10 protein-coding genes are annotated in these 15117 nt (G+C 61.3%); 2 read left to right on the top strand and 8 right to left on the bottom strand.

Annotated features, from left to right (window positions below):
- Positions 1-6: 6 nt before the first annotated feature.
- The 5 genes from FRZ40_RS40910 to FRZ40_RS40890 all read right to left on the bottom strand — a co-directional run bounded on the left by FRZ40_RS40910 (position 7) and on the right by FRZ40_RS40890 (position 9052).
- Positions 7-1287: a DUF445 domain-containing protein gene (locus tag FRZ40_RS40910; RefSeq protein ID WP_147238085.1), complete on the bottom strand. Its 1281-nt coding sequence runs from the start codon at positions 1285-1287 to the stop codon at positions 7-9.
- Positions 1288-3627: 2340 nt separating this feature from the next.
- A complete protein-coding gene (locus FRZ40_RS40905; RefSeq protein WP_147238084.1) occupies positions 3628-4593 on the bottom strand; it encodes a ParB/RepB/Spo0J family partition protein in 966 nt (321 codons plus the stop codon).
- Positions 4594-4605: 12 nt separating this feature from the next.
- The gene (locus tag FRZ40_RS40900; RefSeq protein ID WP_028367553.1) at positions 4606-5757 is read right to left on the bottom strand and encodes a ParA family protein; all 1152 of its coding nucleotides are present in this window, start codon (positions 5755-5757) and stop codon (positions 4606-4608) included.
- 87 nt (positions 5758-5844) lie between these two features.
- Complete coding sequence (locus FRZ40_RS40895; protein WP_147238560.1) at positions 5845-7146, bottom strand: replication initiation protein; 1302 nt, start codon at positions 7144-7146, stop codon at positions 5845-5847.
- Positions 7147-8212: 1066 nt separating this feature from the next.
- The gene (locus FRZ40_RS40890; RefSeq protein WP_147238083.1) at positions 8213-9052 is read right to left on the bottom strand and encodes a MipA/OmpV family protein; all 840 of its coding nucleotides are present in this window, start codon (positions 9050-9052) and stop codon (positions 8213-8215) included.
- A 214-nt stretch (positions 9053-9266) separates the two neighbouring features.
- Here FRZ40_RS40890 and FRZ40_RS40885 point away from each other — a divergent pair, with 214 nt between their 5' ends.
- Complete coding sequence (locus FRZ40_RS40885; protein ID WP_028367556.1) at positions 9267-9683, top strand: MarR family winged helix-turn-helix transcriptional regulator; 417 nt, start codon at positions 9267-9269, stop codon at positions 9681-9683.
- A gap of 179 nt (positions 9684-9862) precedes the next feature.
- Positions 9863-10804 (top strand): LysR family transcriptional regulator, encoded by a 942-nt coding sequence (locus tag FRZ40_RS40880; protein WP_147238082.1) that lies wholly within the window; start codon positions 9863-9865, stop codon positions 10802-10804.
- A 3-nt stretch (positions 10805-10807) separates the two neighbouring features.
- Here the strand turns inward: FRZ40_RS40880 and FRZ40_RS40875 are convergent, their stop codons facing one another.
- From FRZ40_RS40875 to FRZ40_RS40865, 3 genes are all read right to left on the bottom strand, one after another.
- On the bottom strand, positions 10808-12691 hold the full coding sequence (locus FRZ40_RS40875; protein ID WP_147238081.1) for an ABC transporter ATP-binding protein/permease: 1884 nt from the start codon (positions 12689-12691) through the stop codon (positions 10808-10810).
- Positions 12688-13560 carry an extracellular solute-binding protein gene (locus FRZ40_RS40870; RefSeq protein WP_147238559.1) on the bottom strand — a complete coding sequence of 291 codons (873 nt, stop codon included), beginning with the start codon at positions 13558-13560 and terminating at the stop codon, positions 12688-12690. The genes FRZ40_RS40875 and FRZ40_RS40870 overlap by 4 nt, the downstream gene beginning before the upstream one ends.
- 90 nt (positions 13561-13650) lie before the next feature.
- A complete protein-coding gene (locus FRZ40_RS40865; protein WP_147238080.1) occupies positions 13651-15111 on the bottom strand; it encodes an efflux transporter outer membrane subunit in 1461 nt (486 codons plus the stop codon).
- Positions 15112-15117 lie beyond the last annotated feature (6 nt).

Raw genomic sequence — 15117 nt, 5'->3', positions numbered from 1 at the left:
CGCGCGCTAGCCGATGTGCAGCCGCACCAGCGCGAAAATCTGCGAGCTTGCGTAAAGCAGCAGGCCAATACATCCGCCGACGAGCGTTCCGTTGATGCGGATGTACTGCAAATCCTTGCCGATGTTCAACTCGATCTGTTGCGACATATCACGCGAATCCCAGTTCTTGACCGTGTCGCTGATGTGGCGCGTCAGGTAGCCGGCAAAATCAGGCGCCATCGCGCGCGCCGCTTCCTCCATATGATCGTTCAGCGAGCGGCGCAGCGATTCGTCCTGCGCCAGTTCGCGTCCAACCCATTTCCCCATCGCGGCTACTTTCGAATGCAGCACGGAGTCGTGGCGCGCGAGGTCGAGCCGCAGCCAGTCCCGCAACTGAGCCCACAGATCCTTCACGTACAGCGCGAGATTCTCGCTCTCCTTCACATAGCGCTTGATCTCCTCGCCCTTCTGAAGAAACGCTGGATCCGACTTCAGCTTGACGACGAGGCGCGCGGCCGCTTCATCGAACTTGTGACGCAACTTGTGGCCGGGATCTTCGCTCACGCGCAGCAGCATGTTGTTCACCGTATCCGCGACGACATTCGCCCCGCTTTCGCCTAGCCATTCAGACGGCATGATCTTTTCGAGCGTCGGATATTCGCGCTTGAACCAGTCGACGATCTGCTCGGCGATAAACGTCCGCACGCCCGGTTCGCGCAGCAGCGCCATCAGATGCTCGATGCCTTCGTCGAGCAGTTCCTGGTGACGGCCGTCGCGTGTCAGCGTGTCGAGAATCGCGCCCGTCGCTTTCGACAGGTCGATTCTGTCGAGCATCGCGTCGAGCGCGTCCTTGATGAACGCCTGGATGCGCGTGTCGTCGAGCAGTTCGAGGATGCCGCCCGTCAATGTCAGCACGTAGTCGCCTAGCCGCTGCGTGTTCGCCTCGACACACAGCCAGTTCGTGATGCTCTGCGCCGGATCGTGCTTGCGGATCAGACCGACGATCGACGACTCGTCCAGAAACTTCTCGCGCACGAAGATCGCGAGGTTGTCGGCGATTTTGTCCTTGTTCTGCGGAATGATCGCCGTGTGTGCCGCCACGCCGGGAATCGGCACACGGCGGAACAGCGCGACGACGGCGAACCAGTCGGCAAGCGCGCCGACCATCGCGGCTTCTGCCACGGCCTTGATGCCGTCGATCCACATGCTTCGCTGCATGAAGGCCGTCGCGATGAAGATGGCGGTGGCGATCAGGAGAAGGAGCGTCGCGCGACGCTTGGCGCGTTTGAGTTCGACTTCCTTGTTCATCGTGGGTGCGTGTCGGGTCGATGGGTGTGCGGGTCTCGCTTGCCTGACCATGGAACTGCGGGGCTGCCAGATCGACGATGTCGGCAAGCGCTGTTCCATTGTGTGGACTTGTGAGCTTTTCGCGCTCGTGATCACCTAAAAATGCGGTGAGCTTTGACTTGCCGTGCGATCGAACGCGAGAAATGGTAGCGAATACCACGAACTACGTAGCGAACAATACGATTGAAGTGCTTGATGGTAGAAAATCAGCGATCCGGAAGTTTGCCGCGAAATATCTCGCGCGAAGTAGCAAATTGCGTGAAACATTCGGCGAGCGGATAGCTAACTCCTTGCATTATAAAGGATTCTTCTGATCCTCGATTTACTTAAGGTTGTTTCACGGATTGCGATGCAAGTCGTTGGCGGGAAATGGTTTTTGGTGGGGGCGCTGATTTGGGTTTGATTTTGGGCGTTTTGAGGCTGGATAGCGGGCTTGCGGTGCTTGTTGATACGTTGAGACCTTCGTACCGGTTTGGGGCGCTTTGGGAGGCGCTAAGGCTCGGAGAATAATGTTGCGCGCCATGACGGGCTTTCGCTCAGGCTCTTTGCCTATTTATTCGTATTACTGAGTATTATTTTTGAGATATTGCCTTTGCAGGCGTTTCGGCTGCGTGTGCGCGTGCGTCGAGAAGCCGCCTGTCACGGCGAGCGCTGTGATTTGCCTGGCTGGCTGTTCGCGGGCCCAACGGTGCACCGTTGCCTGTAGCGGCGAGACGCCCGCTCCCGTTCGGAATGTATAACGTGTATGGTCGCGCGCCAGGCGGCGTCCAAAGCGAGACTGGACCGATGACCGTGAGTGGCGCACAGCGCTTATCCACCAGCGCGGGAAATCGCGATGAAGTCCATCTACCAGCGTGCCGTGTCTGGATACGCGTATTTGAATCGGTGCCAGGGCCGGGGCTGCGCGCTCTCTCGCAATTCGATTGTCCCTCGACGGCGCACGATCGTCGTGATCGTCGCGGGCCGAAGGAGCAAACCAATGCCCAAATCGCACAAGCCCCGTCGATCCTGCATCCGCCTCGCTGCGCACATGGCGCGGCGCCTGCAAGCAATCGGCGATTGCCTGGAGTGAACGCCGGGCTGTGATGCGGACAACTCGAACGCTTGCTCAGTCACGCCTTGAGGCCCTTCGTTCGGTGCTGGCGTGTGAATTCCCTGTAGCCACTCTCGGGGGCGGATGCGCGTGCTGATGCGCTGTACGGTTCGGTGAATGGCAGCTCCGTAGAGCGCCCACGCGGGCAAATTCTTCACTCGCGTTTATCGTGTTTCTAGCGCCCTTCGGCGGAGGATCGTCTGTATGTGTCAACCATGTTCCGGTACACACATCAGCAAGGTCTCCCATCGGGACGGGAATGGAGACGCCGAATTGAAGTGTCCCTCGCGGCGTCCGGTCCGGACTTAGCTAGTGGCCTTCGGCACGAAGATCGTCGCCGTTGATCCTGGCGCATCGTCTATCGCGAATGTAGGACTTGATGCGATCAAATGACCAACGGTCCACGTTTCATTCGGCCCGCTGGGGTCCGTGAATCATCTTTTGGAACAGTCGCGTCCCGCCCGCCCCCAGGTTGAGCGCCAACGCTTCGACTGCTCGTCGACAATCCCGCCTCACTGATTTATCGAGTTTGATGCCGCGAGGGCCGACAGGAGCGGATTTTTGAGCTTGTCGCAAGGAAGGGTTGTCCACCTGCAGTTGGCTGAATTTGTCTTGCGGTTTTGCGGCCGCATCATTGGGCGCGGGTTTCGCCAGATCAGATCCCGGGGCGATCGGATCCGTCTCGGCAAGTGACTTTGAGCGTGGACTGGCGCGCTGCCGTCGGCACGCACCTATTTACGATAAATAGCAGACGGAGAGCAGACGCCATCGCTGGCGATCAACCGATCAGCTATTTACGGTAAATAGGTGTGAGGGGTCGGGTCGTAAAGCGCCTCGGTTTGGATCACGCACGCTCCGGTGCGCTCGTCAAACCGGAGCATCCGCCTTGCTCGGGCTGATGCGCTTCCGTTCACCTGCACCCCGCCTTATTTACCGTAAATAGCCCCGTCGAAACACGATCCATCTGCGGTACATACTCTAGGCTTTCGGACGAACGCCCTCGCCCAACTACCATGAGTCAACGTCTGCCGCGCGCTCAAGAAACGAAGCGCGTCGACAGTTACAGAGACGGGGGAAACAACGGTGCTAATACAACGCGAAGAAGAGAAACAGACGTCGACGAATGCAACGTCGGAGGGAATCAACAACCAGCTACAGAAACAACAACCGGCGCCTGCCACCTGGCAGCAGGCACCGCCTCGACACCCTCAATCCCCCGACGACTGCACGTCCTCGAGGAACCCGGTAATCAGCTGCCTCAACTCCTCGACTCGGTCCTGCGGCACGCCACTGGCACGCAGCCGGATCACGAGCAAGTCCCCCTTTCGCTCGATTCCAACTTCCTCTTCTTCCCGGACAGGCGCCGCAGGCCGACCCGCTCCCAACAACGCTGCCAACACCTCCGCAGACGATCGCGACGGATCTCCCGACAGTTCGACCGCTCGCTGCACGATCTCATCGCCTGACTTCTTGAGCGCCACTGCCAGCTTCCGCGCTGCATGAAACTGGATATCGTGCGGGGAAGGAAACGCGCCGATCACCTCGGCAGGTAGCTCAGCGACCAACAACGCGCTCGAAATATTTCCCTGCGAGAGCCCACACGCCTTTGCCATCGCGTTTTGCGACGGCCATAGCTGATCGTCCAGCGCGCGCTTGTACCAGACGCCCTGCTCCCACGGACTCAGATTTTTCCGCGCCCGGTTCTCCTGATCCATCTGGACGAATTGACCTTGCTCCGTAATCTCGCGATCGACGATCGCGTTCACGGGAAGATCGAGCTCCAGACACGCGCGATGCCGACGATGCCCGAACACGATCTCGTAGCCGTCGCCATCCGTCGCCGGCCGTACCTTGATCGGTTGCGTGTTACCACCCGCCTCAGCAATCAGCGACTTCAGCTCCGCAAAACTCTCGTCGCCAAAATCTTGCCGATTTGCCCACTTCGATGCCTGGATCGTCTTCGGATCCAGTGCGCGGATCGGAACCGCGCCGTCGTACTCCTTGAGTTGCGCTTCCAGTTGCGAGACGCGATCGGAGCTTTCGCGCATCGCGCTACGAAACGCAAGCATCTGACCCGGCGCCGTCCGCGGCGACGCTGCGCGCCCGGCCTCCTGCGCCGGCGCTGGCACCATCAGGTCACCCGTTTTCTTTGCCAGCCTGTCCTTTATCGACATTTATCGCTCCCCTTATTCCGACTTCGCCCAGAAGGCGACAATGGATTGCTCGACGATTTCCGTTACCCGGTCATACGCCTCGCGCGCGCGCCGATACGTTTTCGCATTGCCGTCGTAGCGCGAAATGTCATACACGGTGCCGAACTCTGCCGAGCTCGCTGCCGTCACCGCCGTCTTCGGAATCTCCACCGGCAACACCTTTTCGGCATAGGTCGCGGAAATCCATTCCCGCACGACGCCCGCAGCCGCGTCGGCCGGATCGACACGCGAAAGCAGCACGTGGATGAATTCGAACGATTTATCGGTGTTCGTTTCCGCCGTCAGATTCGACGCGAGATCGCTGAAGAGCGTCCAGAACTGCGCCGAGCTAGCGAAGTCCAGCGCGTTGGGCGGCGTCGGGACGATCAGGCCGTCCGCTGCCATGAATGCGTTGACGGTGCCGTAGCTCAGCGCTGGCGGCGTATCGATGATGATCACGTCGTAGTTGCTGCGCGCCTGCTCGAGACTTGTGTTCAGGACGTTCCAGAACTCGAAGTCGGGCTCCTTCATCTGGCGGCTCGGCAAGATGAATTCCACGTTAAACAGCGACGACGACGCGGGCACGAGATCGATGCCGTCCCAATACGTTTCGCGGATCGCGTATTCGATGCTCGATTGATCGCCCGTCGCAAGCGCGGTGATGGTCGAATCTTCTTCGACCTCCGTGTCGGGAAGAATGCCGAACAGCGTGGTCAGCGAGCCCTGCGGATCGGTGTCGATCACCAGCACGCGATGGCCGCGCAAGCTCAAGCCTTGTGCGAGCGTCATCGCCGTCGTGGTCTTGCTCACGCCACCCTTGAAGTTACCGATGGCGACGGTCATCGCCGGCGCGTTTTCGGGACGCAGCGCATTGGCGCGGTATGCACGAACCCACTCGCGGGCTTCCGGCAACGAGAATTCGCGCCGCGAACCGGTCGCGTTGACGGTGCCGGGCGGCAGGTCGCCCTTCGAAGTGCGGTAGGTGATTTGGCTCTTGTCGACTTCACAGAGCGCAGCGAGCTGTGAAGCGTTGAAAACAGGCGGGTTTTTGCGGGCATTCGGCGCCAGCATGCGACCCCGAACCTGCGAGACGATGTCAGTCGCGCGAGCGGCCTGATCGACGATGTCTTGAATAGTGATGTTCATTAGCTGATCCGCAAGAGACGATGCAGTCAGCTTATATCAGATGGCTCCACAGAAAGCCATTAAATCAACGGAAATTTGGATTTTCGGTCAATTCCGTTGCAACGCAATGTCCTGGTGATTTTCCGATAACCACGCGTCGAACCTGGGCGCGTCGAATTCAGGACGCACGCGATTTCTCAGCCACGATGCGAAGTTCACGCGGCCAACCGAGCCCGAGAACAGCCCCGGACTGTCCGGACGGAATTCGCGCGCGTACTTCGCACCGTCGCCTTCGACGAACTGACGCGCGAAAGCTCGCTTCTCGTCCTGAGTCAGCGCCTTGACGGCGGCCGCGCACTGAAGGCGATCGAAATCGATCCGCAGCTCCTGCAGGCGTGCATCCAGCGTTCGCGAACGCGCTGCCGCGGCCTGCTTCTGAGCCTTTTCGCGCTTGTCCTTTTCGTATTCCGGCTCAGATACGTCCGCCTTGTTCTCAATCAGCGTGCGGATAAAGCCCGCCGTCGAGCGCTTGATCTGGCCTTTTCTGTCTTTCTCTTCGGCCAGCTGCACGACGAGCCGGGCTCGTTCTTCATCCTCGATGACGAAACTCAGTGCGAGCTTGTCCCCAATGCCGTGCGCCCGGAGCTTCCGATAGATCTCGCTGTCGCGGACGTGTGCGAACTCGTCTTCCGTCTCCGGTGTAAGAAGCGACTGCTGCGCGCCCTGGCGGATGAGAAATTTCACGCCCGTCACTGAGCGGCCCATCCGCTGGTATTCGACGTCGACGTTGATATCTGAGACGTCGTTGATCTCTTTGACGGCTTTCTGAATCACCTTGCTGTTCAGCCGGCGAAAATCGTCGTAGTACTCCTGGGTCGCGCCCAGAAGCTTCCGAAGCACCGGCAGCTCGATCCAGCCAGTCGAGCCAACCTTCTGAAAACGCAGGCAATTCTCATAGAGCGTCAACGCGTGCGACTTCGAGAATTTGCGCTGGACGCCGAGATTGACGGTTGCGTAAATCGACGGATCGTAGAGCTTTTCGGCGAGCGCCTCGTCGTAGCGGTACGAGCACACGCCCGCTCGAATCTCCGCGAACGAGAGGATCGGCATCACGCTCCAGCGCTCGCGCCCGTCATCCATGACGTTGAATTCAACGGCCGTTGTCGCGAGCTGTCTGAGCGCCTCCCGAAGCTTTTCCGTGTTCTCGCTTTCGGTCCAGCCGAGCACGAGCATCAGCGTCCGCACCGGCAGGCGGTGAGTTCTCGTGGTCAGAAGGTTGTCGTACGAATGCAGTAACAGCACGTTGGACAGCTTTCGCTCCAGCAGCGAAAGCTCGCCGCTCGTATGAATGGCGGCTACGTGCTTTTTGACGCTCTCGGTACGAACCTCAGTCGGCAAGGATCTGGGCATGCCGGGATTGTGCTCTAAATGACCCCACGTTGCAATCACCGTCTGGGACATCAGTCGCGTCCAGCGGCACTAATGTCCCGATTCTCTTCGCTCGACGAGGCACATCGTTACCGTTCCGGGTGGATTCACCGCAGACGGGGACAATCCCACCGCATCTGGGGGCGCTAAACGCCCCAGAAGGGGACGTTAGGTCCGAAATGGCACCCCGACCAGGGTCGGTTGCCACCCCAAACGGAGACGTTTACCGCTGGGAAGCCTTATTGGATAAGGATCTTAGATGTGTAAACGCTGTAAACGTTGTTTACCAAACGGTATACAAACCTCAATACACCCCAGACGGGGACACGAACGCCGGGTTTGTTGCTGCTTTTCTCTGAAGGACTGGTGATACGCAAACTAACCCGCGCGCCAGCACATAACAGCGTCGAACAGAAGCTTCACAAAGAACCCTCGCTAACTCTATGAACCTAAATCGTAAAATCGCAAACCACAATCAGTGCCGTATCCGTTGGCGCTGTATTTATCGTAAATAAGTGGACCGGATGTACCCGCGTCTTCAAACGTCCCACCCTAGCTGGGGACATTAGAGACGCGACGTGGATTGCGCTTCGGTGACACCCCGAATGGGGACAATCGATCCCGGAAATCGCGCTCAGCGGCCGGCATGAGCCGTTCTGGCTGCGAAAATCCTTCGAAAGTCGCTAAGCGCTGGACGCACTCCTGGTTTGAGCACCCTAGATGGGGACATCAGGCGTATTGCTGACGCAGGTGCAGCGCGGCTCAAAGTTCGACCGCCCCAAGTGGGGACATCAGCCCGTCTGCACGCTTATTTACGATAAATACTCGGCCAGCGACGACTCAGAGATCGAAAACACCCGTTGCAATCGTCGCCGCCGAGAACACTATCCTGAAAAAACGGGCCTCGTCGTTAGCACGAAAACCGCGGCGCAAAACTCACTATGCAGCGCGCAACACAACCGCCAGAAATCAGCGAACTAAAAACAAGTAAGGAACTCCAGGTAATCCCTACCCTAATCCATGAAGAAAATCCCATCGGATCAATCACTTAAAACTGATAATTGATCGACACGTCGCAAACTCCGTTCGTCTTCGTTTGTGTGATTGGACTGTTCGCAGCGCTGCCGAGCAGCCGTTTCAGCGCGCCATCCGCAGTCACAAACCAGTGCTTGTTGACGAACCAGATCAGCGTGACGCCGAATCCCGCCGATTTCAGTCCTGCGCTCGCGTCGTACTGTGAATATCGGGATGAAGCCGCCTGCGCCGCATTCACGCCGAACCAGCTGTTCATATATTTGGAATCCGCGAACGTCACCGACGGCCCGGCGAACCAGAAGAAGCTTTCCGAACTTCCCGGCAACGGCATGTACGCGCCCAGATCCGCGACCCAGCCATTCGATCCGCCGAAGCTCCGTGTCACTGCGGCCCGGAACACAAGCGGAAATTCCTTCGAGATCACATATTCGCCAGCCAGCTTGGCCTCGGGCGCCGGGTTGATGTTGCCCATGCCGTCGAGCCGCGTCGGATCGTCGTGTGCCCGCCTGCCCAGGTCATAAACCGCCGCGATACTCACGCGCCAGTTGGGGCCCTGAAGCACATTGACGCCGAGCCCTTCGCCCGTGGAAAGAAAAGCCAGGTCCTTGTACCGGATGTCGGTGCTTGGCCCGACCAGCGTGTGATACCGATCCGAGCCGTCGTAGCGCGGCTCGAACGTCGCGCCAATGCCAATTCGCGCTTCCCAGGTGGGTCGATTGGGCTGAAACAGCTTTTCGAGCGGGATGCCCGCTGAGTATTGCCATTCGCCAAGCGGCGAGGGCGTTTGCGCCAGGGCTGCCGATGCGTTGCAGATCAGGTACGCGAGACTGGCGTAGACGGGTAGCTTGGTCATGTCGACGAACGTCATGGGTTGCGAAACCGCGAGCGCGGCGCTTTGCTGTCACATACACGTTGTTCAATTACCGGCGAAGAATCCGGCGGCATTGCAGCAAACGCCGTACCCGCCCGACGCAGCTGCTCACACGAGCCACCCCCATCTGCGGTACACACCGCTCACGCCTGTCTATATAGTTGTCTTGCTAATCAAATCATGCGCGAATGCATTCATGTTCGATCAATGTCTGTATTTCAACGCGTCCGCACTCGCTCGACTGGTCGAGCGTGAATGGGCCGCCGTCTATGCCGATCTTGGAATGACGCCCGCTCAAGGCTACGTGCTGCGCGTCGTTCTGTCGGCACCGGGTTGCCTCGGCAGCGAGATCGCGGACAGGCTGGGCATCGCGCGTCCGACCGCGACGCGGCTCATCGATAGTCTCTCGAGGAAGAAGCTCGTCGAACGACGGCAGGGCACGTCCGACGCACGCGAGTGGGGCGTTTATCCGACGCGCTCAGGCAAAGCGCTCGGCCCAACGATCAGCGGCGCAAGCGCGCAAATCAGCCGACGACTCAAGGCGAAGATCGGCGCGGATGTCTTCGAGAGCACGATTGCCGGCATGCGCAAGATCCGAAAGGCCCTCAAGTAACGACACACACGCATGCCATCGGCTGCACCTGACGATTTCATTCGATGAAATTGTCGGAGCGCCATGAACAGTCAATTCAGCCGCGGGCGCTTTATCCGCGCGCGCCACGTTTGTACAGTCCAGTCGAATATCTGACCTTCGTCGATCTTCGCGGTCGACGCTTCTACAGAAGCGCAACGATGGACTATCTGCAGTCACTCAGAATGTTTGTAAAGGTCGCGGAGCTCGGCAGCTTCACGGGCGCGGCGGATCAGCTGAGAGTATCGAGCGCCGTCGCGACACGCAGCGTGGCTTCGCTCGAAGAGCGTCTCGACGCGCGCCTTCTGCAACGCACGACGCGCAGCGTGACGCTGACGGAAGCAGGGCGGCTGTTTCTGGATCGCGTGAGAACGATCGTCGACGATATAGACGACGTCGAAGGCGGGCTGCTCGCAGCGACGGGTGTGCCGTCGGGCACCTTGCGCATCGCGGTGCAAGGCAGCATTGGCGCGCGATATCTCGCGAAACTGCTGAGCGCCTATACCGAACGCTATCCGCTCGTGGTGCCGCAGGTGATCTTCTCGGACGGCCCCATCAGCCTTGTCGAAGGACGCTTCGATGCCGCGTTGACGAACGACACCTATCCGCATCCCGGTTCGGTCGTCGCGCGCGCGTTCGCGCATCTGGAGATGATGCTCGTCGCGTCGCCGCGCTTCGTGCCGGGCATCCACGGCAGCGCGCCTCTGACGGACGTCGATCCACTCGTGCTGCTGTCGCACGACGACGGCACGGCAGGCGTAGAGCCTGATCCCGTGCGTCGATGGCTCGACACGAACGCCGCGCACGCAACGCACATCCGCGCGAACAATAGCGACATGCTGCGCGGTATGGCTATCGAAGGCATGGGTGTCGCGCTAGTGCCCGCCGTGCTCGTCGAAGACGATCTGGACGACGGTTCGCTCGTTCAGGTGATGCCGGAAACACCGTTGCCGTCGATGGGGCTATCGGTTACGTATGGCAGTCGTCGCAATCTCGCGCCAAACGTGCGCGCATTGGTTGATCTGCTCATCGAGCAGTCGAAATCCGATCAGTTACCCGTCGCGCTCAGGCATGAAGATGCCGCGCTCGTAGCGGGCGACTAGGCGCTACACGTGCGAAGAAACCGGCGACGTATGTTCTTGCTGCGTCACGCATACACCGCTCAGCCAGGCGCTGACGCCACGCGTATCGATTGCAAAGCGCGCTGGCCCGCGCTCGACGCGGTACGCAGGTTCGCCGTCGCACGCAATGTCGAAACGCATTGTGCCGATGCTCGCGACAGCGAAGAGATCGCCGTGCCGCAATTCGACGGAGTCGATAGCGCCCGTATAGGCACCATCGCGCGCGATACGAATCGACGACGGCGCAACGCGCCACATCACCTCTTCGCCAACAGGAATAGAGCGGTCAGCGATCTCGATCGAGAGTCCCGACACGGTCTCGATCATGCCCGGCGCGCGTATCGTCCCGACACCGACGTTGTGCAATCCAAGCAGCGCGGCGACCTGCAATGAGGCAGGCTGCCGGAAGACGTGATCGACGGTTCCCGCCTGCAACACGCGTCCGCGCTCGATGACGAGCACTTCATCCGCGAGCAGCGCGGCCTCGTCGGGATCGTGCGTGACGAGCACCGTGACGGCCGAAATCTCTCGCTGCAACGCGCGCAGTGCCTGTTGCAGGCGCCGACGCCGAGGCGTATCGAGTGCGGAAAACGGCTCGTCGAACAGCAGAAGCTGGCTGTGCCGCGAAAGCGCGCGCGCGAGCGCGACACGCTGGCGCTGACCGAACGACAACTGGCGCGGCAAACGCGCCGTGAGCGCGGACAGACCAAGATGCTTGACCCAGTAGCGCGCGCTAGCGGCGTCCGCATCGACGGGAAACGACAACTGGCGCGCCACCGTCATATGCGGAAACAGCCCGTAATCCTGCGGCACATAGCCGACATGACGCTGCTCGGGCGGCAGCGCATCCAGTTGCCTGTCGCCGGAGCGGACGAACCCCGCTTCGTTGCATTCGAGTCCCGCGATCAGCTTCAGCGCGAGCGATTTACCCGAGCCCGACGGTCCGATGATCGCGAGCCGTCGCGTCGAAGGCCTCCATTCGATGTCGAGATCGAACGCGCCGAGATGGCGCTTGAGCGCAAAGGCGAGGCGAGGATCTGGCAGGGCAGGGCGCGCTGTTTCCCCGGCGGGCTCATCGGTCGCATCGCCATTCTCGGCAATTTCGAAGCGGCGCGCAGGGCCACCGCGCCATGCCACTGACAGCGCCGCGCACAACACGGCGATCACGAGCGTCGGCAGCAGCAGCGGCATCATTGCGGGCAGGCCCTGGCCGCCGAACACGACGTAGGTATAGACGGGCAGCGAATACGGATGATAGGCGACCATCACGGTCGCGCCGAACTCGCCGAACGCACGCAGCCACGCGAGCACCAGACCGGCGCGGATCGACGGCCACGCGATCGGCAACATCACGCGGAAAAAGCGGCTTGCCGCGCGATGTCCGAGCGTGGCGGCGACGTCGTCGTAGACAGGATCGATTGCAGCGAACGCGGAGCGTGCCGCGACGACCAGGAACGGCGCGGCCACGAACGTTTCCGCGAGCACGATGCCCGTGAAGGAATCCGTGAGCGCGCCGTTTGTCAGCCGGCCAAGCCAGCTATACGGCCCGAGCAGAAACAGCAGCAGGATGCCGCTCGTGAGCGGCGGCAGCGCGAGCGGCAACTGCACGATAAAGCCGAGCAGCGCCATGCCGCGCGCGCGTGAGCGCGCGAGCCAGTAGCCGAGCGGCACACCGCCGATCAGGATCGCGAGCGCGGCGACGCTCGCGCTTCCCGCCGACACGCCCACAGCCGACCACGTGCCGCGCCAGTCGACGCCCGCCCAGTCCGCATGATCGATCTGCGGAATGCTCGCGACGAACGGCGCGCACAGATAGACGGCGAGCAGGCAAGCGAGCCACAGCAGCGGCCGGGCGGTGAGGCGTGTCATTGCGCGGCGTCGAGGACGGCTTGCACCGGCGACGGCACGGCTTGCGCGTTGCCCGTCACCACCGGCTTGACGATGTCGACGCCATGCTGCTTCAGCAACGCACGGCCCGACGCGCTCATCAGGAAGTTCACGAAGCGCACCGCACCCGCTTCGTTAGGTGCGTCGGTGAGGATCGTCAGTGTGTAGCTGGCCTTGGCCTGCAGCTCGAGCGCAGGACGAAGCGCCGGAATCTTCAGGTCCGACGTTTCCGTCGAATAGAAGAAGCCTGCATCGAGCTGGCCCGATTGCAGACGGCCGACGAGCGTCTCTTCCGGCAACACCTGCGCCGGATTCTCCGGATCGCCGAGCGTCTTCTGAACGAGATCCGGTTGCTTGTAGAGTTCAGCCGCCTTCGTCATCATCTCGACCGTGAATGCGCCCTTCGGATCCAGCTTCGGATCGGTGCGCCCGATGCGAATGCCCGGCTCCTGCAGCACTTCGTCCCAGCGCTTCTTCCTGAAGTCGGCGGCGAAGCGGCTTTGCGGGTTGTAGCCAATCATCAGCGGCGACTCGGCGAAATTCACGTACCACGTCACGCGATTGCCGTTCGCCGCGCCCATCAGGCCCGTGTTGACCTTCGGGCTCGCGCTGATGAACACGTCGCCGCGCCGCAGCTTGCCCTTGATCTCGTTGGCGATCTTGTTCGAGCCCGCCGCATAGCCCTGAAAATGCAGGCCCGTCTGCTTTTCGAAAGCCGGACCGACGCTGCGCTCCATCAGATTCACGAGCGAACCTGCGTACATCACCTCGACCTTGCCTTCATCGGCGGACGCTGCGCCCGTGAAAAGAAGACCCGGCAACACGATTCCCGACAACAACAGCTTGCGCATCGCGATTTCCCCGTCGGCGTTATGAATGGCCATATATTACGACGACCGTGGCCGGGGTTGCAGTCGAGACAACGCGTGGGCCGTTCGATGTCAGTCCGTTGCTGCCGCGTCCGTGAGCGCGCTGCGATTCCAGCCGCCGCCGAGCGCTTTCAGCAACTGCACGCTCGCGTCGATGCGCCGCGCGTCGATCTGTTCGGCCGTGCGCTCGTTTGAAAGGGCGATGGTCTGCGCGGTGACGACGTCGAGATAATTGACGGCGCCCGCCTGATAACGGTTGGTCGTGAGCTTGAGCGAAAGGTCCGCGGCAGCTGTCGCGCGTTGCTGGCTGTCGGCTTCGTTCGCCAGCGTGTTGAGCGACGACAACTGGTCTTCAACCTGCTGGAAGGCGACCAGCACCGTTTGCCGGTAATCGGCGACGGTGCCGTCATATTGCGCGTTGGCGTTCTTGAGCGCGGCATCGCGGCGCCCGCCGTCGAACAGCGTGCCCGCGATCTGCGAGCCGAGCGACCAGAACAGACTCGACGCCGTGAGCCACGGCGCGAAGTACGAGCTTTCGAGACCCGCGGTCGCCGACAGCGTCAGATTCGGATAGAAAGCAGCACGCGCCTGCCCGATCTGCGCGTTCGCTGCCGCGACGCGCCGCTCGGCGGCGGCGATGTCGGGACGGCGTTCGAGCAATTGCGACGGCACGCCCGCGGGAATCTGCGGCAGCGCCGTGGTCTGCACCTTCGGCGGCAGCGAAAACGACGAAGCCGGTTTGCCGATCAGCGTCGCGATCGCGTGCTCGAGTTGCGCGCGCTGCACGTCGATGTCGCTGTCCTGCGTGCGCGTGCTTTCGAGTTGCGTTTGCGCCTGCGCGACAGCCGACGCATCGATCGCGCCGTCCTTCAGCTGCTCCTGCACGATCCGCAGCGCGGCGGCGTAGGCCGTCACGGAATCGTCGAGCAGCTTTTTTTGCCGGTCGAGCGAGCGCAGATCGAAATAGTCGATGGCGAGATCGGTGGCGACGGAAAGGCGCACCGACTGCAGATCCGCCTCGCTGGCTTGCGCGTTATCGCGGGCATTGACGGCCGCATCCTTCACGCGGCCAAACAGATCGGGTTCCCAACTGGCCGCGAGCCCGGCCGAGAAATCGGGCACCGTATGGCCCGCCAGGCCCTTGTGCACCACATTCTGCGACGTGCGATAGCGCTGCGCCGATGCGCCTGCCGTAACGACGGGCGCATAGCCCGCGCGCTGATAGTCGACCATCGCGCGCGCCGCTTGCAGTTGCGCGACGGCTTTGCGCACGGTCTGGTTCGACACGTCGACCTGCGCTTCGAGCTGGTTCAGCTCGTCGTCGCCGAAGAGCGTCCACCACGGGCCGCGCGCCTGCGCATCGGCGGGCGCGGCGAGGGTCCAGCCGGCGGAAGCTTGCGGCATGCTGGCGAAATGATCGGGCACAGCCGTCTGCGGCTGCGAGTAATGCGGCAGCGTCGAACACGCGGTCAACGCACTTGCGACCGCGATGACGAGCGCCTTGCGAACCAGCGATCCACCAAAGTTGAACATGATGTG

Source organism: Paraburkholderia azotifigens, assembly GCF_007995085.1.
In the GTDB taxonomy this organism is placed as follows: Bacteria; Pseudomonadota; Gammaproteobacteria; order Burkholderiales; family Burkholderiaceae; genus Paraburkholderia; species Paraburkholderia azotifigens.
The sequence above is the reverse complement of the archived record's forward strand: the minus strand, read 5'-3'. Positions and strand labels throughout refer to the sequence as shown.

What these genes read in the sequence shown, in the direction of transcription:
- FRZ40_RS40890 (WP_147238083.1), bottom strand. Translation starts at nt 9,052, where the DNA reads ATGACCAAGCTACCCGTCTACGCCAGTCTCGCGTACCTGATCTGCAAC.
- FRZ40_RS40865 (WP_147238080.1), bottom strand. Translation starts at nt 15,111, where the DNA reads ATGTTCAACTTTGGTGGATCGCTGGTTCGCAAGGCGCTCGTCATCGCG.
- FRZ40_RS40875 (WP_147238081.1), bottom strand. Translation starts at nt 12,691, where the DNA reads ATGACACGCCTCACCGCCCGGCCGCTGCTGTGGCTCGCTTGCCTGCTC.
- FRZ40_RS40870 (WP_147238559.1), bottom strand. Translation starts at nt 13,560, where the DNA reads ATGCGCAAGCTGTTGTTGTCGGGAATCGTGTTGCCGGGTCTTCTTTTC.
- FRZ40_RS40880 (WP_147238082.1), top strand. Translation starts at nt 9,863, where the DNA reads ATGGACTATCTGCAGTCACTCAGAATGTTTGTAAAGGTCGCGGAGCTC.
- FRZ40_RS40885 (WP_028367556.1), top strand. Translation starts at nt 9,267, where the DNA reads ATGTTCGATCAATGTCTGTATTTCAACGCGTCCGCACTCGCTCGACTG.
- FRZ40_RS40910 (WP_147238085.1), bottom strand. Translation starts at nt 1,287, where the DNA reads ATGAACAAGGAAGTCGAACTCAAACGCGCCAAGCGTCGCGCGACGCTC.
- FRZ40_RS40895 (WP_147238560.1), bottom strand. Translation starts at nt 7,146, where the DNA reads ATGCCCAGATCCTTGCCGACTGAGGTTCGTACCGAGAGCGTCAAAAAG.
- FRZ40_RS40905 (WP_147238084.1), bottom strand. Translation starts at nt 4,593, where the DNA reads ATGTCGATAAAGGACAGGCTGGCAAAGAAAACGGGTGACCTGATGGTG.
- FRZ40_RS40900 (WP_028367553.1), bottom strand. Translation starts at nt 5,757, where the DNA reads ATGAACATCACTATTCAAGACATCGTCGATCAGGCCGCTCGCGCGACT.